The 22,678-nt window shown below is 68.7% G+C and carries 20 protein-coding genes, 1 other RNA gene and 1 pseudogene; 15 read left to right on the forward strand and 7 right to left on the reverse strand.

Features of this window, described 5'->3' with window-relative positions; genetic code table 11:
• The first annotated feature begins 2 nt into the window (after positions 1 to 2).
• Positions 3 to 977, forward strand: a complete 975-nt coding sequence (thiL, locus tag HDC96_RS15250) for a thiamine-phosphate kinase (protein WP_179460752.1) — start codon at positions 3 to 5, stop codon at positions 975 to 977.
• A 6-nt stretch (positions 978 to 983) separates the two neighbouring features.
• Here the strand turns inward: thiL and HDC96_RS15255 are convergent, their stop codons facing one another.
• Genes HDC96_RS15255 through HDC96_RS15270 form a run of 4 tightly spaced genes read right to left on the reverse strand, consistent with a single transcriptional unit; the run spans position 984 to position 5,003 of the window.
• Positions 984 to 2,369 carry an FAD-linked oxidase C-terminal domain-containing protein gene (locus HDC96_RS15255; protein ID WP_179460753.1) on the reverse strand — a complete coding sequence of 462 codons (1,386 nt, stop codon included), beginning with the start codon at positions 2,367 to 2,369 and terminating at the stop codon, positions 984 to 986.
• 2 nt (positions 2,370 to 2,371) lie between these two features.
• A complete protein-coding gene (locus HDC96_RS15260) occupies positions 2,372 to 2,908 on the reverse strand; it encodes a metal-dependent hydrolase (protein ID WP_179460754.1) in 537 nt (178 codons plus the stop codon).
• Positions 2,908 to 3,276 carry a YraN family protein gene (locus HDC96_RS15265; protein WP_176990454.1) on the reverse strand — a complete coding sequence of 123 codons (369 nt, stop codon included), beginning with the start codon at positions 3,274 to 3,276 and terminating at the stop codon, positions 2,908 to 2,910. The genes HDC96_RS15260 and HDC96_RS15265 overlap by 1 nt, the downstream gene beginning before the upstream one ends.
• Before the next feature lie 5 nt (positions 3,277 to 3,281).
• Positions 3,282 to 5,003: a penicillin-binding protein activator gene (locus HDC96_RS15270; RefSeq protein ID WP_179460755.1), complete on the reverse strand. Its 1,722-nt coding sequence runs from the start codon at positions 5,001 to 5,003 to the stop codon at positions 3,282 to 3,284.
• A gap of 79 nt (positions 5,004 to 5,082) precedes the next feature.
• Here HDC96_RS15270 and rsmI point away from each other — a divergent pair, with 79 nt between their 5' ends.
• Positions 5,083 to 5,904, forward strand: coding sequence for a 16S rRNA (cytidine(1402)-2'-O)-methyltransferase (gene rsmI / locus HDC96_RS15275; protein WP_121042690.1), 822 nt, complete (start codon positions 5,083 to 5,085; stop codon positions 5,902 to 5,904).
• A gap of 174 nt (positions 5,905 to 6,078) precedes the next feature.
• On the opposite strand, the gene rnpB is transcribed toward rsmI, so the two are convergent.
• The 3 genes from rnpB to HDC96_RS15290 all read right to left on the reverse strand — a co-directional run bounded on the left by rnpB (position 6,079) and on the right by HDC96_RS15290 (position 7,961).
• An RNA gene (gene rnpB / locus HDC96_RS15280) (RNase P RNA component class A) lies at positions 6,079 to 6,429 on the reverse strand.
• 40 nt (positions 6,430 to 6,469) lie between these two features.
• Positions 6,470 to 6,949, reverse strand: coding sequence for a DM13 domain-containing protein (locus HDC96_RS15285; RefSeq protein ID WP_179460756.1), 480 nt, complete (start codon positions 6,947 to 6,949; stop codon positions 6,470 to 6,472).
• Between the two features lie 235 nt (positions 6,950 to 7,184).
• Complete coding sequence (locus HDC96_RS15290) at positions 7,185 to 7,961, reverse strand: NRDE family protein (protein WP_179460757.1); 777 nt, start codon at positions 7,959 to 7,961, stop codon at positions 7,185 to 7,187.
• 324 nt (positions 7,962 to 8,285) lie between these two features.
• On the opposite strand from HDC96_RS15290, the gene mraZ reads away from it, so the two are divergent.
• The 13 genes and pseudogenes from mraZ (at position 8,286) to ftsA (ending at position 22,612) form a co-directional block, all read left to right on the forward strand.
• The gene (mraZ, locus tag HDC96_RS15295) at positions 8,286 to 8,732 is read left to right on the forward strand and encodes a division/cell wall cluster transcriptional repressor MraZ (protein WP_176990404.1); all 447 of its coding nucleotides are present in this window, start codon (positions 8,286 to 8,288) and stop codon (positions 8,730 to 8,732) included.
• A 14-nt stretch (positions 8,733 to 8,746) separates the two neighbouring features.
• Positions 8,747 to 9,715, forward strand: a complete 969-nt coding sequence (gene rsmH / locus HDC96_RS15300) for a 16S rRNA (cytosine(1402)-N(4))-methyltransferase RsmH (RefSeq protein ID WP_179460758.1) — start codon at positions 8,747 to 8,749, stop codon at positions 9,713 to 9,715.
• Positions 9,712 to 9,975 (forward strand): cell division protein FtsL, encoded by a 264-nt coding sequence (ftsL, locus tag HDC96_RS15305; RefSeq protein ID WP_123728341.1) that lies wholly within the window; start codon positions 9,712 to 9,714, stop codon positions 9,973 to 9,975. Before rsmH ends, ftsL begins: the two co-directional genes overlap by 4 nt.
• A complete protein-coding gene (locus HDC96_RS15310) occupies positions 9,972 to 11,816 on the forward strand; it encodes a penicillin-binding transpeptidase domain-containing protein (protein WP_179460759.1) in 1,845 nt (614 codons plus the stop codon). Before ftsL ends, HDC96_RS15310 begins: the two co-directional genes overlap by 4 nt.
• Positions 11,813 to 13,273, forward strand: a pseudogene (locus HDC96_RS15315) (UDP-N-acetylmuramoyl-L-alanyl-D-glutamate--2,6-diaminopimelate ligase); the annotation flags it as partial. The gene HDC96_RS15310 and the pseudogene HDC96_RS15315, both read left to right, overlap by 4 nt.
• Before the next feature lie 15 nt (positions 13,274 to 13,288).
• Positions 13,289 to 14,683 carry a UDP-N-acetylmuramoyl-tripeptide--D-alanyl-D-alanine ligase gene (gene murF / locus HDC96_RS15320; protein ID WP_179460993.1) on the forward strand — a complete coding sequence of 465 codons (1,395 nt, stop codon included), beginning with the start codon at positions 13,289 to 13,291 and terminating at the stop codon, positions 14,681 to 14,683.
• Positions 14,673 to 15,758: a phospho-N-acetylmuramoyl-pentapeptide-transferase gene (mraY, locus tag HDC96_RS15325; RefSeq protein WP_088433957.1), complete on the forward strand. Its 1,086-nt coding sequence runs from the start codon at positions 14,673 to 14,675 to the stop codon at positions 15,756 to 15,758. Before murF ends, mraY begins: the two co-directional genes overlap by 11 nt.
• Positions 15,758 to 17,086, forward strand: coding sequence for a putative lipid II flippase FtsW (gene ftsW, locus HDC96_RS15330; RefSeq protein WP_179460760.1), 1,329 nt, complete (start codon positions 15,758 to 15,760; stop codon positions 17,084 to 17,086). Before mraY ends, ftsW begins: the two co-directional genes overlap by 1 nt.
• On the forward strand, positions 17,083 to 18,177 hold the full coding sequence (murG, locus tag HDC96_RS15335) for an undecaprenyldiphospho-muramoylpentapeptide beta-N-acetylglucosaminyltransferase (RefSeq protein ID WP_179460761.1): 1,095 nt from the start codon (positions 17,083 to 17,085) through the stop codon (positions 18,175 to 18,177). The genes ftsW and murG overlap by 4 nt, the downstream gene beginning before the upstream one ends.
• Positions 18,178 to 18,214: 37 nt before the next feature.
• Positions 18,215 to 19,651 (forward strand): UDP-N-acetylmuramate--L-alanine ligase, encoded by a 1,437-nt coding sequence (gene murC / locus HDC96_RS15340; protein ID WP_176990397.1) that lies wholly within the window; start codon positions 18,215 to 18,217, stop codon positions 19,649 to 19,651.
• Entirely contained in the window at positions 19,648 to 20,631 is a 984-nt protein-coding gene (locus HDC96_RS15345) for a D-alanine--D-alanine ligase (protein ID WP_179460762.1), read from the forward strand. Before murC ends, HDC96_RS15345 begins: the two co-directional genes overlap by 4 nt.
• The gene (locus HDC96_RS15350; protein WP_179460763.1) at positions 20,628 to 21,380 is read left to right on the forward strand and encodes a cell division protein FtsQ/DivIB; all 753 of its coding nucleotides are present in this window, start codon (positions 20,628 to 20,630) and stop codon (positions 21,378 to 21,380) included. Before HDC96_RS15345 ends, HDC96_RS15350 begins: the two co-directional genes overlap by 4 nt.
• A complete protein-coding gene (ftsA, locus tag HDC96_RS15355) occupies positions 21,377 to 22,612 on the forward strand; it encodes a cell division protein FtsA (RefSeq protein ID WP_017355446.1) in 1,236 nt (411 codons plus the stop codon). The genes HDC96_RS15350 and ftsA overlap by 4 nt, the downstream gene beginning before the upstream one ends.
• The last annotated feature ends 66 nt before the right edge of the window (positions 22,613 to 22,678 follow it).

Below are 22,678 nucleotides of genomic sequence, written 5' to 3' on the forward strand. Positions count from 1 at the left end.
GCATGTCGCTTGCCGAATTTGCTCTGATCGACCGCATCCGTGCGCGCACCACCGCGCGGGCCGATGTCGTGCTCGGCATCGGCGATGACGCGGCGCTGCTGCAGCCGCGCGCGGGTGAGCAGCTGGTGGTCACCGTCGATACGCTCAACAGCGGCGTGCACTTCCCGGCGGAAACCCCGGCCTACGACGTCGGCTGGAAAACCCTGGCGGTGAACCTGTCCGATCTCGCCGCGATGGGCGCCCGCCCGGCGTGGTGCACGTTGGCGCTGTCCCTGCCGGATGCCGACGCGGACTGGATCGAGGCGTTCGCCGATGGCTTCTTCGCGCTTGCCGACGAACACGACATCGTGCTGATCGGGGGCGACACCACACGGGGGCCGTTGTCGCTGTCGGTCACCGCGATAGGCCAGGTCGCGCCCGGCCAGGCCCTGCGCCGCGATCGCGCGCAGGTGGGGGACGACATCTGGGTCAGCGGCAGCCTGGGCGATGCGGCCGGCGCCCTGCGCCTGTGGCAGCAGAACCGGTTGAAGGTGGCGGTCGCCACCCTGCTCGGCGATGACGAAACCTTGCGCCAGCGCCTGCTGCGTCCTACCCCGCGGGTCACGCTCGGCCTGCGACTGCGTGCGTACGCGCATGCGGCCGTGGATATCTCCGATGGCCTGCTCGCCGATCTGGGCCACATCGCCGCATGCAGCGAGGTGCGCGCCGAGGTCGATGCGGATGCATTGCCGATCTCACCGGCGCTGCGCGCGCTGCTGGGGCGCGATGGCGCCCGCGACTGCGCGCTGCGCGGTGGCGATGATTACGAACTGTGCTTCACCGTCGCGCCGTCGCAGCGCGAGGGAATCGAGGCCTTGTCGGCGTCGTTGGGCCTGCCGCTGACCCGCATCGGGCGGATCGTGGAAGGACAGGGCGTGCACTGCGCCGATGCGGACGCCACCGATGGTGGCTACGAGCATTTCGCCGCACGCCGTTAGAACGGCTTACCCCGGCGGCAGCACTTTCCCGGGGTTGAGAATCCCCTCCGGATCCAGCGCGGCCTTGATCGCGCGCATCGCCGCCAGCGTGGCCGGGGTGAACGCCTGCGCCATGAAATCGCGTTTGGCCAGGCCGATGCCGTGTTCGCCGGAGAGCGTGCCGCCCAGCGCGAGGGTCAACGCGAACACGCGCGGCAGCGCCGCATGCGCGCGTGCGTTTTCACCGGCATCGTCCGGGTGGTAGAGGATGTTGACGTGCAGGTTGCCGTTGCCGGCATGGCCGAAGGTGACGATCGGCAGATCGAACTCCGCCGACAGCGCCTGCACCCCGGCGACCAGCGCGGGAATGCGCGAGACCGGCACCACCACGTCTTCGTTGATCTTGCCCGGGGCGATGCTGCGCAGCGCCGGTGACAGGGCCTTGCGCGCGGCCCACAGGGTTTCGCGCGCGCTGCCTTCCATCGCCACGTCCAGCGCGATCAGACCGTCACCTTCGGCGGCCGCGGCCAGCGCCTGCAGCAGGTAGGGGAGGGTGTCGTGGTCGCCGTCGGCCTCCACCAGCAGCATCGCGCCGGCCTCGGGCACCTCGGCCCCGTTGCGTCGCAGCAACTCAAGGCTGCGCGCATCCATGAATTCCAGGCGGGTGGGCACCACCGGCTGCGCCATCAGGCGCGACACCGCCTGCGCGGCCGCATCCGCATCGCGATAGAGCACGCGCAGCCCGGCCTGCGTCACCGGCAGCGGGGTCAGCTTCAAGGTGGCTTCCACGATCAACGCCAGCGTGCCTTCGCTGCCGACCAGCAGGTGGGTCAGGTCGTAACCGGTGGCGTCCTTCGTGTAGGGGCCGCCGCAGGTGATCAGTTCACCGGCGCCGGTGACCGCGACCAGGCCGAGCACGTTGTCGCGGCTGGTGCCGTACTTCACCGCACGCGGTCCCCCCGCATTGCAGGCGAGGTTGCCACCGATGCTGCAGATCTCCGCACTGGAGGGATCCGGTGGCCAGAACAGGCCGTGTGGCATCAGCGCCTGCTGCAGGTCGCCGTTGAGCACGCCGGGTTCGACGATCGCGCAGCGGTCGCCGGGCTGGATGGCGAGGATGCGGTTCATGCGCGCGAACGAGAGCACGATGCTGCCTTCGATCGGCACCGCGGCGCCGGTGGTGCCGGTGCCCGCGCCACGCGCGACCAGCGCGATGCGGTGCTCGCGGCAGGCGCGGACCAGGGCGACCACCTGCGCGCGATCGCGCGGGAACGCCACGCCGGCCGGACGTGTGTGCCGCCAGGAGTTGTCCTGCGCGTGGGCCTCGAGTGCGCGGTCATCGGTGCGCCAGCCATCCTCGCCCAGCAGGGCATGCAGGGTGGCAGCGAACGCAGCGGGCAGGGCAGGGGTCATCATCAGGTCCGGGAATTGACGGGCGCACGTTGGATCGCCCGCCAGCCGATCACGGCCAGGGTCAGGGGCAGCCAGACCCAACGCAGTTCGGAAAGGACGGTCGCCATGCCGCGCGCGCTGAAGAACTGCGGCGCGAAGGGCGAGACGCGGATCGGTCGCCACGGGGCGAAGAAGCGTTCGCCACTCCACGGCCACCACAGCGCGACGCCGAGACCGCCGGAGGTCAACGCATCCAGCAGCGGGTGCGACAGCGCGCAGAGGCCGACGAACGCGGCCGCCTGCACCGCCGTGGCGCGCAGGCGGCGGTGCAGCAGCGCGGCGAGCAACGCCATCAGCGCGGCGAACAGCATCGAATGACTGGCGCCCCGATGGCCAAAGCTGTCGGCATAGGGAATGTGCAGCGCGAAGGCGAGTACGTCGGCATCCGGCAGCATGGCCGCGACGACGCCGGCGGCCAGCAATGGCGTGGCGATGCGGCCGCGATCGGTGGCGCACCACAGCGCCAGCGGAATGGCGGCGTGGGTGAAGATGGAGGGCATCAGCAGTCTTCCAGCCGGAACGCGTCGCGCAGCCAGTTCAGCTGCGGCGGATCGCCACTGCCTTCGACCACGTCGAAACGGCAGGGCTGCTCGGCCAGCCACGGATGCGACTGCAGGAACAGCTGCGCGGCCAGCACCAGCTTGCGTCGCTTGCGCCGATCCACCGAGGCCGCGCCGCCACCGAAGCGGTCGTTGGCGCGGTAGCGCACTTCCACGAATACGACGACATCGCCGTCGCGCATGATCAGGTCGATCTCACCGCCGCGATAGCGCGCATTGGTGGTGACCGGGCGCAGCCCGGCATCGCGGAGATGGGCCTGCGCGGCGGCTTCCACCGCCGCGCCACGCACCGCGCGCCCGGTCGGCACGTGCTTCAGTTGCTGGTGGCGATCGGCATCGGCCGGCCGCCGCTGAAGGTCGACCACGCCGGCACCCGCAGCACGTTGCCGTTGCTGTCCAGGAACAGGGTGCCGGTGGCGCCGGCCAGGCCGCCTTCGGTCGCGACCTTGTCCAGGTAGGCGCTGATCTTCCAGGCATCGAAGCCGAACGCGAACAGGCGGCCGGACGCGCCGCGCGCCGAGGGCAGGATCTGGCCGGCGGTGGAGGCGGCCGGCAGGCCGGGCACGCCGCGCACGTTCCACGCTTCGTTCGGATAGACGATGCCGTCCAGCGCCATGTCCTCCTCGGGCTTGCCGGCACCGACGGTCAACTGCGAGGTACCGACGCGGGTCGCACCACCGGCACCGGCCAGCGCCAGCTGCGGGGCCAGCGCACGCGCCTGCGGGGCTTTGACCGCCAGCAGCACGCCATCGATGGCGCCGGCGCCGCGCACCTGCGCACCGATGTCGCCGACCGTGTCGCTCACGCCGATCGTGGCCACCACCTGGCCACCGCGCTGCGCAAAGCGCTCGCGGAAGGCGGCGGCGGCGCGGCGGCCGTTGTCGTCGTTGCTGTGGATCACCAGCACCTTGCTGCGCTCGCGGCCGCGCAGGTACTCGGCGGCGATGATGCCGTCGTCTTCCGGGGCCAGCGAGAAACCAGCGCTGCCGGCCGGTGGGGTGTCCTTTCCGCGGTTCAGGGCGAGCACCGGCACCGGCAGCTCGCGGCGGCCGAACACGGCATCCACTTCGTCGCGGCCGAGCGGGCCGACGATGAAGTCGGCACCGGCGGTGACTGCCTTGTCGTAGGCGGCCACGGCGCCGGCGGCGGTGCCGGCGGTATCGATGAACTGGATGTCCGGGCGGCGGCGGGTCTCACCGTAGTAACCACTGAGCAGGCCGTCGCGGACCGGCTGCGCGGCAGTGGCCAGGCGGCCGCTGAGCGGCAGCAGCACGGCCATCTTCATCGGTGGCCGGTAGCCATCGCTCATCGCCGGCGGGCGCTTGCTGGTATCGAACTGCGCGGCGCCTTCGCGATCGAACGGACGCGGCAGCGGCAGGCCGCGGGCGATCAGCGCACGGCCGGCGAAGTTGTACAGCGGCTCATTGGCCGGCAACGCCGCCGTGCGGGCACGCAGGGTGGCATCGTCCAGCGTGCCGAGCAGGCCGGCGATGGCCTGCTGGTTGTCGGCGCGCGCCTTGCCGGTCAGCGCGGCGTGGGCTCGGGCGCGCTCGAGCGCGGCACCGAGGTTGTCGCCGGTGGCCTGCAAAGCGCTGGCGCGGGCCAGCTGCCAGCGCGTACGCAGCGCAGGCGTCACTGTTTCGGACGGTTCTTTCAGCGCGGCCAGCGCTTGTGCCGGCTGCTTGTCGGCCAGGGCCAGTTCGGCGGTGGTCAGCTGGTAACGCTGCAGGCTGGCGCCGCTGAGCTGGCGCGCGGTGACCTGGGCCAGCAGGGTGCGGGCGCGGGCGGCATCGCCGGCTTCGTGCCAGGCGAACGCGGCATCGGCCAGGGCGGCGCTGCGGGCACCGCCGCGCAGGGTGTTGGCCAGCGCTTCCAGCTGGACCGCCGCATCGCGCGGCTTGCCCTGCTCGATCAGCGCCAGGGCCTGGCTCTGGGCCGGTGATTCCGGCGTACTGGTGAAGCTGGTCGTGGCGCAGCCGGCAAGCAGCATCAGCGACAACGAAAGGGCGGAGATCCGTACGACGGGCTTGTTCATGATCAGGTCCATTCGATGGGGGCAGCGGCCGTGGCCGGGGAACGGTACGATTCTACCCTTGACCACGGAAGAGCCGCTGATGAGTGCTGTCCCCACGCTGTATGTCGTTGCCACCCCGATCGGCAACCTCGCCGATCTGACCCCGCGCGCGCAGGACGTGCTGCGTTCGGTGGCCGCGATCTGCGCCGAGGACACCCGCCGTTCCGGCCAGTTGCTGGCCCACTTCGGCATCCAGCAACCGCTGGTGGCGCTGCATGACCACAATGAAGAAGCGTTGTCGCAGCGGATCGTGGCGCGCCTGCTGGCGGGCGAGTCGCTGGCGCTGGTCAGTGATGCCGGCACGCCGCTGGTCAGCGATCCGGGCTATCGCCTGGTCCGCGCCGCGCGCGAAGCCGGGATCAAGGTCAGCCCGATTCCCGGCGCCTGTGCCGCGATCGCCGCGCTCAGCGTGGCCGGCCTGCCCAGCGACCGCTTCACCTTCGAAGGCTTCCTGCCGGCCAAGGCCTCCGGCCGCCGCGAGCGCCTGCATGCGCTGGCCGGTGAAACCCGCACCCTGGTGTTCTACGAATCCTCGCACCGGATTACCGAATCGCTGGCGGACATGGTCGCCGCGTTCGGGCCGGAGCGGCCGGCGGTGCTGGCGCGTGAGCTGACCAAGCTGTTCGAGACCGTGCTGGACGGCGACCTGGCCTCGCTGCTGCAGCAGGTCGAGGCGGACGACAACCAGCGCAAGGGCGAGTTCGTGGTGATGGTGCAGGGCGCGGCCGACGACGAGGAGGCCCAGCTGGTCCAGGGCCGGCGCCTGTACGCCAAGCTGAGCGAGCACCTGCCGCCCTCGACCGCGGCCAAGCTGGCGGCCGAAATCACCGGCGCCCCCAGAAAAGCCCTGTACGGCGGTTGATCGCCCCACGTGGGCGGGTAGATTGAATGCCGCCCTACGCCAACCGTCTGGAGGCACAGCCCCCTTTAGTAAAGGGGGCGCGGCGACAGCCGCGGGGAATTGGACGCTGGTGGCGCCCGGGGCCCACGGTTTGCATCGCAAACCGTGGGGCTTCTTCGCGGCATCGCGAAGAAAGGGCGGAGCCGGCCGATAAGCCGGGTTTTGTCGTGGACAGTCATTCTTCTAGGCGCTGCGTCACCGCAGCGCTCGAGCAACCTACCCGGACCCGACGCGGGCCACGCCATTAGGTCCCTATTTGGTCTTGCTCCAGGTGGGGTTTGCCGTGCCGGTCTGTTACCAGACTCGCGGTGCGCTCTTACCGCACCATTTCACCCTTACCGGCTTCCCGAAGGAAACGTAGGCGGTATCTTTCTGTTGCACTTTCCGTCGGCTCGCGCCGCCCAGGCGTTACCTGGCACCTTGCCCTGTGGAGCCCGGACTTTCCTCGGCATCCGCAAGGGATGACGCGACTGTCTGGCCGACTCCGCCGTACGTAGTGTCCCACATCCGCACCTTTGGCGGGCAATCAACCTGGGGTGCGGTACTGCCCGGCCGAGATGAACTGCGCGAAGCGCTCGCACCACACCACGACGGTGGTGAACTCCTCCACGTCCACATTCGCCGGCACGTCCACCACGAAGCGGTTGAAGGTCTTTACCTCGCCGATCCGCACCGCATCGGCCTTGATGCGTTCGAACCCGGCCTTGGTGTCGACGAACTCCCGGGTCAGGTACACCTTGTAATCCGGGCCCGGGGCGATCTTGCCGGTGAACGCGACTTCGGTAGCGCTCACGCTGAGCTTGCCGTCGGCCCAGTGGAGCGCGTCGCTCCCCTTCTGGTCGCGGTGGAAGGTGGCGTGGTAACGCGCCTGGTCCATCGCGGCCTGCACCTGCTGTTCGGGCGGATCGTCAGGCGCGGTCAGCAGAGGCAGGAAATACACCCCCAGTCCGAATCCCACGCCAAGCGTGAGCAGGTGGCTGGCCAATAGAAGGATGATGCGTCGCATGCAGGGCTCCGGTCCGAAGAGAAGGCGGCGAGGGTGCCGCCGGGCCATCCTCTCTGCCGTCTGTCCGGGGTCAAGCGCGGATCGGGCTGGGCTTGGATCACCGCCCGCGCTCGCCCCGTCCGGAAGTCGCTGAGGGGCCGCAATCCGTTGTGGGGCAACGCGTTAAACTTTGGTGAACACGTTCAATCGGAGCTGAAGTACCCGCTCCGGCGTCGGCCCAAACAGACCTATTCCGTCATATCTGCGCCGACAGCGGGGCCGACGTCAGCCGTGTCTCGCCGATGCCGTTGCCTGCGGCATCGAACCGGCGTTCGGCGATGAAGCCGTGACCGTTGGCGTCCAGCGCGATGATCGTGCTGGCGCGGGTGCCGTACTCGGGGCTGCGGATGAAGGCGGACGACAGCCATCGCTCACGGTCCAGGCCGATCCCCGTATCCGGCAGCGCGCTGTCGTCGGCGCGGGTCTCATCGCGCAGGGCGTCCCACAGCGGGCTCAGGTCGTCGCCGCCCAGGTCCACCCATGCGCGCAGGGCGGCGTTCAATGTCACGGTTTTCGGCCACGGCGCGTCCAGCGGACCGTTCGACATGCCATGGATGCCCGGGGCCAGCGCTTGCCGGTGCAGCGGGTGGTTGCCGAGGAACTGGCAACTGCCGCGGTCGGCCAGCAGGAGATTGAAGGGGGCGAACTCGAGCGCCCGCCGGGCCAGCTGGTCGGCGAACAGGGCGGCGGGCGCGTCGTCGCGCAGGTAGTCGGCCACCAGCGCGCCGCGGGAGGGGCCGGTCTGCCGGGCGAGGGGGTCACGCACGTTGGTGACCACCGCCATCCGTCCGTCCGCGCCGATTCCGGCCCAGCTCCCGCCCGAGCGCAGGTCGCGACCGGCGGCGACGCCGTCGTCCGGTGGGGCCCAGCGGTGCAGGGCGGCGGTAGGCCGCGTGTGGAATTCATCGCGGTTGCCGGCCATCACCAGCTGCCAGCGGGGGTGCGTTTTCCAGGCAAGGGCGAGCAGACACATGCCTCACAGTGTGCCGGTTCTGCGCAGCACCGAGGCGATGACGACCCGGCCAGGTCTGAATACGGACCGATGTTTCACGCGGTCTCCACAGGCCTGAACTTCGGCGAAATCTCAAAAAATGAGATGAAACAGCAACTTGTGGATAAGCCTTGAACAAGTCTCTAAAGATTGCTGCAAGCCCTTGATGTTCAAAGTGATTTCCGCTTCGCAAAGTTGTTGACAACCCAATCGGCACTGCTAAGGTGGGCATCAGAGGGGAAACCGGGTTTTTTGTGGTTTTTCGTGGTTCAATGTTTCACCGGGCGAAGGAAAGGTGAAAACGTCGTGTTTCAAGGCGAGACGGCCATCACTGTTGACGACAAAGGGCGCATGGCGGTTCCGACCGCGCATCGCGACCTTGTCGCGCGTGTGAGCAACAACCGTCTGGTCCTGACCTACAACCCGTTCGAGTCCGGCTGTCTGTGGCTGTACGCCGAACAGGAATGGGAACGCGTCCGTGACGACGTCATGTCCAAGCCCAACACACAGCGCGTCGTGCGTCTGCTGCAACAGAAGCTGGTCGGTTCGGCCGCGCATCTGGAGCTGGACGCCAACGGCCGCATCAGTATTCCTGCCAGCCACCGTGGTGCCGTTGGTATTGAAAAGAAGGCGGTGCTGCTCGGTATGGGCGACAAATTCGAATTGTGGAGCGAGCAGGCTCATCGCGCGTTGATCCAGCAGACGTTGTCTGACGAGGATCTCGGCGATGGGTTGCTCGACCTGAAGTTGTGAGCCGGGGTGCCCGGATGCGCGGAGCAGCGCAGACCGGTCACCTTCCGGTGTCGCAGTCGCCGGCGGGCCACCTGCCGGTCCTGTACACGCAGGTCCTGGATGGCCTGAAGGTGATCGAAAACGGAGTGTATCTCGATGGCACGTTTGGTCGTGGCGGTCACGCCCGCGGCGTGCTCGAGCAACTCGGTCCTGGAGGCCGGCTGCTGGTCATGGACAAGGATCCCGAGGCGATTGCGGTAGCCGAGCGCGATTTCGCGCCGGACCCGCGCGTCTCGATCTTCCGTGGCAGCTTCGCCGATCTGCTGCACTGGGATGCCACCGCCGAGGGCCTGGATGGCGTGCTGTTCGACCTGGGCGTGTCCTCGCCCCAGCTGGATGTCGCCGAGCGCGGTTTCAGCTTCGGCAAGGACGGCCCGCTGGACATGCGCATGGACCCGGACAGCGGCGAAAGCGCGGCGCAGTGGCTCAACCGCGTTGAAGAGCGCGAGCTGATGGACGTGCTGTGGACCTACGGCGAAGAGCGCCAGGGCCGCCGCATCGCCAAGGCCATCGTCGCCCGCCGCGACAAGCAACCCTTCACCCGCACCGCCGAGCTGGCCGAGTTGATCGCCTCGGTGATGCCGCGTGGCAAGGACAAGATCCACCCGGCCACGCGCAGCTTCCAGGCGATCCGCATCCATATCAACCGCGAACTGGCCGACCTTGAGGCGGGCCTGGACGCGGCGATGGCGCGGCTCAAGCCCGGTGGCCGGCTGGCGGTGATCAGCTTCCACTCGCTGGAAGACCGCATCGTCAAACAGTTCATGAACCGCCACGCCAAAGCCCCGCCGAGCAATCGCCGGCTGCCCGAGCTGGCCGCGTTCGTGCCGACGCTGGACCTGCACGGTGGCGCCATCAAGGCCGAAGACGACGAGCTGGCGGTCAATCCACGCGCACGCAGCGCCGTGCTGCGCGTCGCCGAAAAGCGTGGGGTGGGCGGATGAGCCGCCTGCTGTTGATCGTGCTGCTGGCCTGCACCATCGCGTCGGCGATCGGCGTGGTGTTCATGCGCCATCGCCACCGCCAGACCTTCGTGGAGTTGTCGCGGGTCGAGCGTGCGCGCGATGAGATCAACATCGAGTTCGGTCGCCTGCAGCTCGAGCAGGCAACCCTGGCCGAGGCGACCCGGGTCGACCGCGTCGCCCGCGAGCGCCTGGGCATGAAGTTCCCCGAAGCGGCCGATGTCGTGGTGATCCGGCCATGAACAAATCCGGCCGCAACCGTGCGCGCAACAGCTTCAACCTCCGCCAGCGCCTGAAGTGGGTGGGGCTGGCGCTCGGCCTGTGCTCGGTCTCGCTGGTCGGCCGCGCCGCCTACGTGCAGATCATCAACAGCGAGTTCTACCAGCGCCAGGGCGAAGCGCGTTACCTGCGCGAGCTGCCGATCAACACCTCGCGCGGCATGATCACCGACCGCAACGGCGAGCCGGTGGCGGTGTCCACCCCGGTCGCCTCGATCTGGGTCAACCCGCAGGAACTGCTGCGCTCGCCGGACCGCATCCCCGAGCTGGCCACCGCGCTGGGCATGCCGCTGGACGAGCTGACCTCCAAGCTCTCGCAGAAGGCGGACAAGGAATTCATGTATCTGCGCCGCCGGATCAATCCGGACGACGCGGAAAAAGTGGTTGCCCTGAAGATTCCGGGCGTGGCCTCGCAGCGCGAGTTCCGCCGCTTCTACCCGCAGGGTGAGGCGATGGCGCACGTGCTCGGCTTCACCAACATCGACGACCGCGGCCAGGAAGGGCTGGAGCTGGCCTTCGACGAATGGCTGCGTGGCAAGGCCGGCGCCAAGCGCGTGATCCGCAACCGCAAGGGCGACACGGTGGAGAGCGATCTGCTGCGCGCCGCCGAGCCGGGCAAGGACCTCACCCTCAGCATCGACCGCCGCATCCAGTTCCTGGCGTTCAAGGAGCTGCGCAACGCGCTGATCGAGAACAAGGCCGCAGGTGGCTCGATGGTGATCATGGATGTGGCCACCGGCGAGATCCTGGCCATGGTCAATCTGCCGACCTATAACCCCAATGCCGTGGGTGGCGCGGCACCGGACACCCGCCGCAACCGCGCGGTGACCGATCTGGTCGAGCCGGGTTCGACCATGAAGCCGCTGACCATCGCCTCGGCGCTGCAGTCCGGCGTGGTCACCAAGGACACCACGGTGGACACCAACCCGGGCTACATGGCGCTTGGCCGCTACACGATCAGGGACGTGCCGCGGAACAATGGCGTGCTCAACGTCACCGGCGTGATCACGCGCAGCTCGAACATCGGCGCGGCCAAGATCGCGGCGAAGATGCCGGACCAGGTGTTCTACGACCACATCCACAGCTTCGGCTATGGCGTCGCCCCGCACAGCGGCTTCCCCGGCGAATCGGCCGGCGTGCTGCCGCGCCCGGCGCGCTGGAGTGGTCCATCCAAGACCACCATGTCCTACGGCTACGGCCTGAATGTCAGCCCGCTGCAGATCGCGACCGCCTATTCGGCGCTGGGCAACGGCGGCAGGTTGATCGCGCCGACCTTCGTCAAGGGTCAGCGCAACGAAGGCAAGCAGATCATCGACGAGAACATCGCCAAGGAAGTCGTGGCGATGATGGAAACCGTGGTCACCCAGGGCGGCGCCAAGCAGGCGGCGGTGCTGGGCTACCACGTGGCCGGCAAGACCGGCACCGCGCGCAAGGCCGGGCCGGGCGGGTACGAGCGCGGGCATTACAACGCGCTGTTCGCCGGCGTGGTGCCGGCGACCAATCCGCGCTTCGCCACGGTGATCGTGATCAACGACCCGCAGGGCGGCAAGTACTACGGCGGCCTGGTCTCCGCGCCGGTGTTCCACAACGTCATGGAGGGCGCGCTGCGCCTGATGGACGTGCCGCCGGATGACATCGAGTCGTGGCTGGCCGCACAGCAGTCCGGAAAGATGGGTCACTCGGCCTCGGTGCTGCCGATGCCGCCGCCGGAAACGGTGGTCGCGCCCGACGCCGCCGCAGAATTCGATGCCGCGCTGCCCAGCGCGCACGCCACAGTGCCGCCCGCGCAGGGAGGCACGCAATGAGCCAGATGATGTTGCTGTCGCAGTTGCTTCCCGATGTGGCGCTGAGCCACGACCCGACCATCACCGGCCTGGTGCTGGACAGCCGCGCGGTGCGCCCGGGCAATGCCTTCGTGGCGATCGCCGGCTTCGGTGCGCACGGGCTGGGCTTTGTCGACCAGGCCCGCGCCAATGGCGCCGGGGCGATCCTGTTCGACCCCCCGGCCCCGGCCGAGCTGCCGGCGCCGGTCGACGCGATTGCCGTGCCGGGCCTGCGCCACCGCATGGGGGCGATGGCCGACCAGTTCCACGGCCATCCCTCGCGCGCGATGACGATGGTCGGCGTGACCGGCACCAACGGCAAGACCTCCACCGTCCAGCTGCTGGCCCAGGCCTGGCACCTGCTCGGCACCCGCAGTGGCAGCATCGGCACGCTGGGCGTCGGCCTTTATGGCGATGTCGTGCCGACCGGCTTCACCACGCCGCTGGTGCTGCAGATGCATGACGTGCTGGCCCAGCTGCGCGATGGCGGCGCCCAGGCCGTGGCGATGGAAGTCAGTTCGCACGCCCTCGACCAGGGCCGCGTGGATGCCGTCCATTACGACGTGGCGGTGTTCACCAATCTCACCCGCGATCATCTGGACTATCACGGCGACATGGCGCAGTACGGCGCGGCGAAGGCCAAGCTGTTCCACCGCGACGGACTCAAGGCCGCCGTGGTGAATCTGGATGACAGCTTCGGCAGCGAACTGCTGCGCACCGTCGGCGCCAGCGTGCGCCCGATCGGCGTGAGTTCGCGCGGTGCCGCGCAGGCCACCCTGCGCGCCGATTCGCTCACGCTGGACGGCCGCGGCATCGCCTTCGACCTGATGGTCGACGGCCAGCGCCATCCGGTGCAGTCGCCGCTGCTGGGTCGTTTCAATGTCGACAACCTGCTGGCGGTCGCCGGTGCGCTGCATGCGCTGGGCCACGCCCCGGCCGCGATCGCCGCGCTGCTCTCGCAGCTGCAGCCGATCGCCGGCCGCATGAACCGCCTGGGCGGCGAGGGCGGCCTGCCCACCGTCGTGGTCGATTACGCCCACACCCCGGATGCGCTGGAGCAGGCCTTGACCAGCGTGCAGGGCCATCTGGCCGGGCGGCTGGTCTGCGTGTTCGGCTGCGGCGGCGAACGCGATACCGGCAAGCGTCCACAGATGGCCGCCATCGCGGAACGGCATGCCGACGTCGTCATCGTCACCGACGACAACCCGCGCGGCGAAGACGGCGACGTGATCGTGGCCGACATCCTCAAGGGATTCGATGCACCCGCTGCCGTCACCGTGCAGCGCGACCGCGCCGCCGCGATTGCCACCGCGATCGGCCAGGCCGGCGCGGGCGACATCGTGTTGATCGCCGGCAAGGGCCACGAGCCCTACCAGGAGATCCATGGGGTCAAGCATGCCTTCGATGACACCGAAGTGGCCGGCCGTGTGCTGCGCGCGCGCAGGGGTGAACGAATGAAGCGCACCCCGCTGTCGCTGATCGCCCACTGGGCCGGTGGCGAGATCCATGGCGAAGACACCGCCATCGATGCCATCGCCAATGACACCCGCACGCTCGCCCCGGGCAGCCTGTACGTGGCCCTGCGTGGCGAGCGCTTCGATGGCCATGACTTCGCGGCCGACGCGCTGGCGCGTGGTGCCTCGGCGATGCTGGTCGAGCGCCTGCTGGATGTGGCCCTGCCGCAGATCGTGGTCGCCGACAGCGAGCATGCCCTGGGGCGCATCGCTGCCGGCATGCAGCGCGACCGCGACACCGCGGTGTTCGCGATCACCGGCAGCAACGGCAAGACCAGCGTCAAAAGCCTGCTGCTGGCGATCCTGGAACAGGTCGCGCATGACGACCGCAAGGTGGTCTACGCCAACCCGGGCAACCGCAACAACGAAATCGGCCTGCCGCTGGCCGTGCTGGACGCGCCCGAAGACGCCGATTTCGCCGTCTATGAAATGGGCGCCGGCAAGCCGGGCGACATCGCCTACCTGACCGAGATCGTGCGCCCGCACTACGCGCTGGTGAACAACATCGCCCCGGCGCATCTGGAACGCATGGGCAGCCTGCAGGGCGTGGCCACCACCAAGGGCGCGATCTATGCGGCGCTGCCCTCCGATGGCGTGGCCGTGATCAATGCCGATGACGCCTTCGGGATCTGGTTCGAACAGCACATCGTCGGCCAGCCACCGCGCTGCCGCGTGCTGCGTTACGGCCTGGACCACAGCGCCGATGTCAGCGCGCGTGCGATCCGTCCGGCCGCGCAGGGCAGCCAGTTCGTGCTGTCCACGCCGCAGGGCGATGCAGAGATCACGCTGGGCCTGCCGGGCCGGCACAACATCAGCAATGCGCTGGCCGCCGCCTCGCTGGCACTGGCCGCGGGCATCACGCTGGCGCAGATCGCCGCCGGGCTGGCCCGCGCCGAGCCGGTCCCGGGCCGCCAGATCGCGCACCAGCTGCCGAGCGGCGCGGTGCTGATCGATGACAGTTACAACGCCAACCCGGGCTCGCTGGCGGCCGCCATCGATGCCCTGGCCGGCGCGAAGGAAGAGGGCTGGCTGGTGCTGGGCGACATGCGCGAACTCGGCCCGGACGGCGAGGCGCTGCATGCCCAGGCCGGCCGCCGTGCCCGCGAGGCCGGCCTGAAGCGGCTGTACACGCTCGGCCCACTGAGCGCCGCCGCGTCGACCGCCTTCGGTGAAGGCGGCCAGCATTTCCAGAGCCACCCGGCCCTGGCCGCCGCGCTCGCCAGCGAACTGCATGCCGGCGTGCGCTGCCTGGTCAAGGGCTCGCGTGGCAGCGCCATGGACACGATCGTCAAAGCGCTGCTCGCGCAAGGAGAGGAAACCCCCAATGTTGCTTGAACTGGCCCGATGGCTGCAGCAGTTGGAGAGCCTGTTCGGGCTGTTCGGCTACCTGACCCTGCGCGGCATCCTCGCGGCGCTGACCGCCCTGTTCCTGTCGCTGTGGCTCGGCCCGGCGATGATCCGCAAGCTCGCCCAGTTCAAGGGTGGCCAGCCGATCCGTACGGATGGTCCGCAGACCCATTTCGCCAAGGCCGGCACGCCGACCATGGGCGGCTCGCTGATCCTGCTGACAATCACGTTGTCGGTGCTGCTGTGGGCCGACCTGCGCAACCGTTACGTCTGGCTGGTGCTCGCCGTGATGCTGTGCTTCGGCGCAATCGGCTGGTACGACGACTGGATCAAGATCGTCCGCCGCGACCCGAACGGCCTGAAGTCGCGCTGGAAGTACCTGCTGCAGTCGATCTTCGGCCTGGCTGCGGGTCTGTTCCTGTTCTACACCGCCGATGTCCCGGCGGCGATGACGTTCTACATCCCGATGTTCAAGTCGATCGCGCTGCCGCTGGCCGGCATCAGCTTCGTGGCCATCGCGTATTTCTGGATCGTCGGCTTCTCCAACGCGGTCAACCTGACCGACGGCCTGGACGGGCTGGCGATCATGCCGACCGTGCTGGTCGCGTGCGCACTGGGCGTGTTCGCCTATGCCTCGGGCAACGTGGTGTTCTCCAGCTACCTGCAGATCCCGCAGATCCCGGGTGCCGGTGAGCTGGTCATCATCTGCGCGGCGATCGCCGGCGCCGGCCTGGGCTTCCTGTGGTTCAACACCTATCCGGCCATGGTCTTCATGGGCGACATCGGCGCGCTGGCGCTGGGTGCGGTGCTGGGCACGATCGCGGTGATCACCCGCCAGGAACTGGTGCTGGTGGTGATGGGCGGCGTGTTCGTGATCGAGACCCTGTCGGTGATGATCCAGGTCGCCTCGTTCAAGCTGACCGGCAAGCGCGTGTTCCGCATGGCGCCGATCCACCACCACTTCGAACTGAAGGGATGGCCGGAGCCGCGCGTGATCGTGCGCTTCTGGATCATCTCGGTCGTGCTGGTCCTGATCGGCCTGGCCACGTTGAAGGTCCGCTGATGAACGACCTGTCGCGCCAAGCCACCCGCCTGGAAGCCATCGGAGGCCACTTCGACAAGTGGCTGCTGGGCGTGATCATCACGCTCACCGGGCTGGGCGTGGTGATGGTCGCGTCGAGCTCGATCGCGCTGATGAGCAGTCCGTTCTATTACCTCAACCGCCACCTGATCTTCCTGGCGGTGGGTATCGGCTTGGCGATCATCGCCATGCGCACCGAGCTCAAGAGCATCGAGCAGTACAACCAGATCCTGCTGCTGGGCTGCTTCGCGCTGCTGGTGGTGGTGTTCATCCCGGGCCTGGGCAGCAGCGTCAACGGTGCCCGCCGCTGGATCAACCTGGGCATCTCCAAGTTCCAGACCGTCGAAGCGGTCAAGGTGCTCTACATCGTGTGGCTGTCCAGCTATCTCGTCCGCTTCCGCGACGAGGTCAATGCCACATGGCCGGCGATGCTCAAGCCGCTCGGCGTGGCCGGCGCGCTGGTCGTGCTGCTGCTGCTGCAGCCGGACTTCGGTTCTTCCACCCTGCTGCTGGCGATCACCGCCGGCATGCTGGTGCTGGGCGGGGTCAACCTGCCGCGCATGTCCATGCCGGTGATCATCGGCATGGTCGGCATGAGCGCGCTGGCGATCATCGAACCGTACCGCATGCGCCGCATCACCTCCTTCCTGGACCCGTGGGCTGATCAGCAGGGTGACGGCTACCAGCTGTCCAATGCGCTGATGGCCGTGGGCCGTGGCGAGTGGACCGGTGTGGGCCTGGGCAACTCGGTGCAGAAGCTCTATTACCTGCCCGAAGCGCATACCGACTTCATCTTCTCGGTCACCGCCGAGGAGCTGGGCTTCCTCGGCACCTGCCTGATCATTTCGCTGTATGCGCTGCTGGTCGGCCGCACCTTCTGGCTGGGCATGCGCTGCGTGGAAATGAAGCGCCACTTCTCCGGCTACATCGCCTTCGGCATCGGCCTGTGGATCAGCATGCAGAGCTTCGTCTCGATCGGGGTCAACCTCGGCATCCTGCCGACCAAGGGCCTGACCCTGCCGCTGATCTCCTCCGGCGGCTCGAGCGTACTGATGACCTGCGTGGCGATGGGCCTGTTGCTGCGCGTGTCCTATGAACTGGACCGCGCCGAGCGCCGCCAGGCCGTGCGCATGGGCGCCGACCAGGAGGGCCCGCTGCCGGGCGATCTGCCCAAGGCCGACAGCGCCGGCGCGAATGCGGCGGCGATGCAGGACAGCGCCGCACGCGATGCCGCACCGCGTGACAGCGCACCCCGTGGCACCAGCCGCATGCAGCAGCGCATCGAACCGACCCTGGGGAGGATGGGATGAGCACGCCTCGCCTCGATCCCTCCCAGCGCCCGGTCATGATCATGGCCGGCGGCACCGGTGGGCACATCTTCCCCGGCCTGGCCGTGGCCAAGGTGTTGCGCGAACGCGGCGTGCCGGTCACCTGGCTGGGTGCCGATGGCGCGATGGAAACGCGCCTGGTGCCGCAGCAGGGCATCCACATCGATACGCTGGCCATCGGCGGCCTGCGCGGCAAGGGCAAGCTGGCCCTGCTCGGCGCGCCGGTGCGCCTGCTGCGTGCGATCCGCGCGGCCGGGTTCGTTATCCGTGATCGCCAGCCGCGTGCGGTCATCGCGTTCGGTGGCTACGCCTCCGGCCCCGGCGGCATCGCCGCGCGCCTGCATGGCCTGCCGCTGCTGGTGCACGAACAGAACCGCGCCCCGGGGTTGACCAACCGCGTGCTGTCGCGCGTCGCGCGTCGCGTGTTGGCCGGCTTCCCGGGCAGCTTCGCGCAGCGCGAGGAAGCGGTCGGCAACCCGGTCCGCGCCGAGATCGCCGCGATCACCCCGCCCGAGCTGCGCCTGGCCAACCGGCAGGGCCCGTTGCGCCTGCTGGTGCTCGGTGGCAGCCAGGGGGCACGCGTGCTCAACAACGCGGTGCCCAAGGCACTGGCCGCGCTGGGCACCGGCATGCCGGTGCAGGTACGCCACCAGAGCGGCGAGAAGCTGCACGCCGAAGCGCTGCAGGCGTATGCCGATGCCGGCGTGCAGGCCAGCGTGGAACCCTTCATTGCCGACATGGCCGAGGCATTCGCCTGGGCCGATCTGGTTGTGTGCCGCTCCGGCGCCTCCACCCTGGCCGAGCTGTGCGCGGTCGGCGTGGGCAGCGTGCTGGTGCCGTTCGCGGCGGCCGTCGACGATCACCAGACCCGCAATGCGGAATATCTGGTCGAGCGCGGCGCTGCCGTGTTGCTGAAGCAGGATGAAACGCTGGCGACACAGCTGGAAGGCGTGCTGCGCGAATTGTCCGAAAATTCCGCCCGACGCATGCAGATGGCCAACGCCGCGCGTGCCCTGGCCAAGGTCGATGCCGCTGAGCGCATCGCCGACATCATTCTCGAGGAATCCAAATGAACACCGCTACGTGCGCCAGCCTGGCGCGAGGCCGCGCATGATTCGCCGCCTCCACGACACCAACGACCTGGTACGCGCGTTCCCGCGCGTGCACTTCGTCGGCATCGGCGGCACCGGCATGAGCGGCATCGCCGAAGTGATGCTGACGCTGGGCTATGAAGTCTCCGGTTCGGACAACGCCGACAATGCCGCGACCCGCCGCCTGGCCGGCCTGGGCGCGCGCGTGATGCGCGGCCACTCGGCAGCCAACGTGCTCGGCACCGACTGCGTGGTCGTCTCCAGCGCGATCCGTGATGACAACCCGGAACTGATGGAAGCGCGCAGCCAGCGCATTCCGATCATGCCGCGCGCGGCGATGCTCGCCGAACTGATGCGCTTCCGCCGCGGCATCGCGGTGGCCGGTACGCACGGCAAGACCACGACCACCAGCCTCACCGCCGCGGTGTTGAGCGAAGGCGGGCTGGACCCGACCTTCGTGATCGGTGGCCAGCTGCTCGCCGCCGGTGCCAACGCCAAGCTCGGCGGTGGCCAGTGGCTGGTGGCGGAAGCCGACGAGAGCGATGGCAGCTTCCTGCGCCTGAACCCGCTGGTGTCGGTGATCACCAACATCGATTCGGATCATCTGGAAAACTACGGCAACGATTTCGCCCGGGTCCAGGCCGCGTTCGCCGAATTCCTGCAGCGCCTGCCGTTCTACGGGCTGGCGGTGCTGTGCATCGACGATCCGGAAGTGGCCGCGCTGGCCGCGCAGACGCCGCGCCATGTCATGAGCTATGGCATGAGCAGCAACGCCGATGTGCGTGCCGAAGACGTGGTCCAGGACGGTCCGCGCATGCATTTCACCCTGCGCCTGCCGGAGGGCAGCAGCCACCCGGTGACGCTGGCCCTGCCGGGCGCGCACAACGTGCTCAATGCGCTGGCCGCCGCGGCCGTGGGCTGGCAGCTCGGCGTGGCGCCGGAAGCGATCGCGCGTGCGCTGGAAAGCTTCGCCGGCATCGGCCGTCGCTTCAATGACCTGGGCATCGTCACCACGCACACCGGCGCCAAGGTCCGCGTGATCGACGACTACGGCCATCATCCGCGTGAGCTGGCCGCCGTGTTCGCCGCCGCCCGGGGTGGCTGGCCGAGCCAGCGTCTGGTCGTGGCGTTCCAGCCGCACCGTTACAGCCGCACCCGCGATCAGTTCGATGCCTTCGCCGCGGTGCTGTCCGAAGTGGACGCGCTGGTGCTGAGCGAGGTCTATCCGGCCGGCGAAGCGCCGATCCCGGGCGCCGATTCGCGTTCGCTGGCGCGCGCCATCCGTGCGCGCGGCCGCAGCGAGCCGGTCGTGGTCGGCAATGCCGCCGAACTGGCGCACGTGCTGCCCGACGTGCTGCAGGACGGTGACCTGCTGCTGATGATGGGGGCGGGCGACATCGGCTACATCGCCCAGCAGATCGCCGGTGAAGGCTTCCAGGAGACCCCGGCCGCATGAACACGCTGACCTTCCCGCCGCTGCGCATCACCGACCCGGCCCTGTTCGGCCGCGTCGCCGTGCTGCTGGGCGGCACCTCCAGCGAGCGCAACGTCTCGCTGGATTCCGGCCGCAACGTGATCGAAGCGCTGCGTGCGCGCGGCGTCGATGCGATCGCGGTCGACGGCATCCCGGCGCTGGCGCTCGCGCTGGTCGAGAAGCGTTTCGACCGCGTGTTCAACATCCTCCACGGTCACAACGGCGGTGGCGAGGACGGCATCGTGCAGGGCCTGATGGAAGCCTTCGGCGTGCCGTACACCGGCTCGGACGTGCTCGGCTCGGCGCTGAGCATGGACAAGATCCGCACCAAGCAGGTGTGGCTGTCGCACGGCCTGCCGACCCCGCGCTTCATCGCGCTGGACCAGGCTGCCGATGTCCACGCCGCTGCCGCCGAACTCGGCCTGCCGGTGGTGGTGAAGCCGGCCAACGAAGGGTCCAGCGTCGGCATCAGCCGGGTCACCGAAGACGCCGGGCTGGATGAGGCGGTCGCGCTGGCGGTGCGTTACGACGGCCAGCTGCTGATGGAGCAGATGGTGGTCGGCGACGAGCTGACCGTGGCGATCCTGGGCGACCAGGCGCTGCCGTCGATCCGCATCGTGCCCAAGGGCCAGTGGTACGACTACAACGCCAAGTACATCGCCGAGGACACCCAGTACCTGTGCCCGGGCCTGGACGGCGAAGACGAAATCGAGATCCGCCGCCTCGCACTGGCCGCGTTCCGCGCCGCGGGCTGCCGTGGCTGGGGCCGGGTGGACGTGATGCGCGACCGCAGCACGGGCCACTTCTACCTGCTGGAAGTGAACACCGCGCCGGGCATGACCAGCCATTCGCTGGTGCCCAAGTCGGCCAGCCAGGCCGGGATCGGCTTTGAAGAGCTGGTCTGGCGCGTGCTCGAGCAGACCCTGCCGGGTTACGCAGCGCAGGAGAACAGCCACGCATGAACGCGGTGCTGCGCATCTTCGTCTGGTTGCTGGCCCTGTCGGTCGTGGCACTGCCCGTGGTGGCGGTGCTCAACGGCTGGGTCGGTGCCGAGCGGTGGCCGTTGGCCAAGCTGCGCGTGCACGGTGAGTTCAAGCGGGTACCGGCGGAGCAGCTGCAGCAGGTCGTGCTGCCGTATGCGAAGTCCGGTTTCTTCGCGGTCAAGCTGCAGGATGCGCAGGACGCGATCGAAACCCTGCCGTGGGTCGAGAGCGCACAGGTCCGCAAGCAGTGGCCCGATGTGCTGGAAATCACCCTGGTCGAGCACAAGCCGTTCGCGCGCTGGGGCAATGACCGCCTGCTCTCCGAGCAGGGCAAGCTGTTCGCCACGCCGAAGAAGCTGCAGGACCTGGCGCTGCCCGACCTCGATGGTCCGGACAGCCAGACCGAAGAAGTGGTGGCGCTCTACAACGATGCGCGCGCGCTGTTCGCGCCGGCCGGGGTGGACGTCAAGCGGGTCACCATGGACGCACGCGGCAGCTGGTCGCTGGTGCTGAGCAACGGCACCGAAGTGGTCGTCGGCCGCGACGATGCCCGTTCGCGGCTGCAGCGCTTCGTGCGCGTGCTGCCGCAGCTGGCCAACCAGGCGGCGCCGATCGAGCGCGCCGACCTCCGATACACCAATGGTTTCACGCTGAGCTGGGGTACCCCGGCTCCGGCCGCACCGGCCGCGCCGGCCAATGTGGCGCACAGGACGCAGGACAGGACATGAATCGCAAGGGTGACAAATCACTGATCGTCGGTCTGGATATCGGCACCTCCAAGGTGGTGGCGCTGGTCGGCGAGTATTCGCCGGGCAATCCGATCGAGGTCATCGGCATCGGCTCGCACGAATCGCGCGGTCTCAAGCGCGGCGTGGTGGTCGATATCGAATCGACCGTGCAGTCCATCCAGCGTGCGGTCGAAGAAGCCGAGCTGATGGCCGGCTGCGAGATCCGCTCGGTGTATGCCTCGATCTCCGGCAACCACGTGCAGTGCAAGAACTCGCCCGGCATCGTGCCGATCCGCGACGGCGAAGTGACCTGGGGTGACCTGGATCGCGTGCTGGACGCGGCCAAGGCGGTGGCGATCCCGGCCGACCAGAAGATCCTGCATGCGATCCCGCGCGAGTACGTGCTGGACGACTCGCAGGAAGGCATCCGCAATCCGGTCGGCATGACCGGCGTGCGCCTGGAAGTGCACGCCCACCTGGTGGTGTGCGCACAGTCGGCCGCGGCCAACATCTCCAAGTGCGTGCAGCGCTGCGGCCTGCAGGTCGATGACCTGGTGCTGTCCTCGCTGGCCTCCAGCGTGGCCGTGCTGACCGCCGACGAGCGTGAGCTTGGCGTGGTGCTGGTCGACATGGGCGCCGGCACCACCGACCTGGCTGTGTTCGTGCAGGGCGCGATCTGCCATACCGCGTCGTTGCCGATCGCCGGCGACCACGTCACCAACGACATCGCGCACATGCTGCGCACGCCGACCCCGGAAGCCGAGCAGATCAAGGTGCGCTATGCCTGCGCCCTGGCCCAGCTGGCCACCGCCGAGGAAAGCATCCAGGTGCCCAGCGTCGGCGATCGTCCGCCACGCCGGATGCCGCGCCACGCACTCGCCCAGGCAGTGCAGGGCCGCTACGAGGAAATCTTCGAGATGGTGCAGGCCGAACTGCGCCGCTCCGGCTTCGAGGAACTGGTGCGCGCCGGCATGGTGCTCACCGGCGGCGCCTCGAAGATGGAAGGCGTGGTCGAACTGGCCGAGGAAATGCTGCAGATGCCGGTGCGCGTGGGCATTCCGCAGCACGTCACCGGGCTGGGCGAAGTGGTCGGCAACCCGGTGCATGCCACCGGCGTCGGCCTGCTGCTGATGGGCAGCCAGATCGAACACCCGCGTCGCCCGTCGCTGCCCACCGGCCGTGCCGGCAGCATGTTCAAGAAACTCAAAACCTGGTTCCGCGGCGAATTCTGATCGCGGTCGCAACACGCAGTACACATGTAATAAGCGATAAGCAGTCCCCGAAAAATCCACGTAGTC

The organism is Stenotrophomonas sp. JAI102, assembly GCF_013409105.1.
In the GTDB taxonomy this organism is placed as follows: domain Bacteria; phylum Pseudomonadota; class Gammaproteobacteria; order Xanthomonadales; family Xanthomonadaceae; genus Stenotrophomonas; species Stenotrophomonas maltophilia_AA.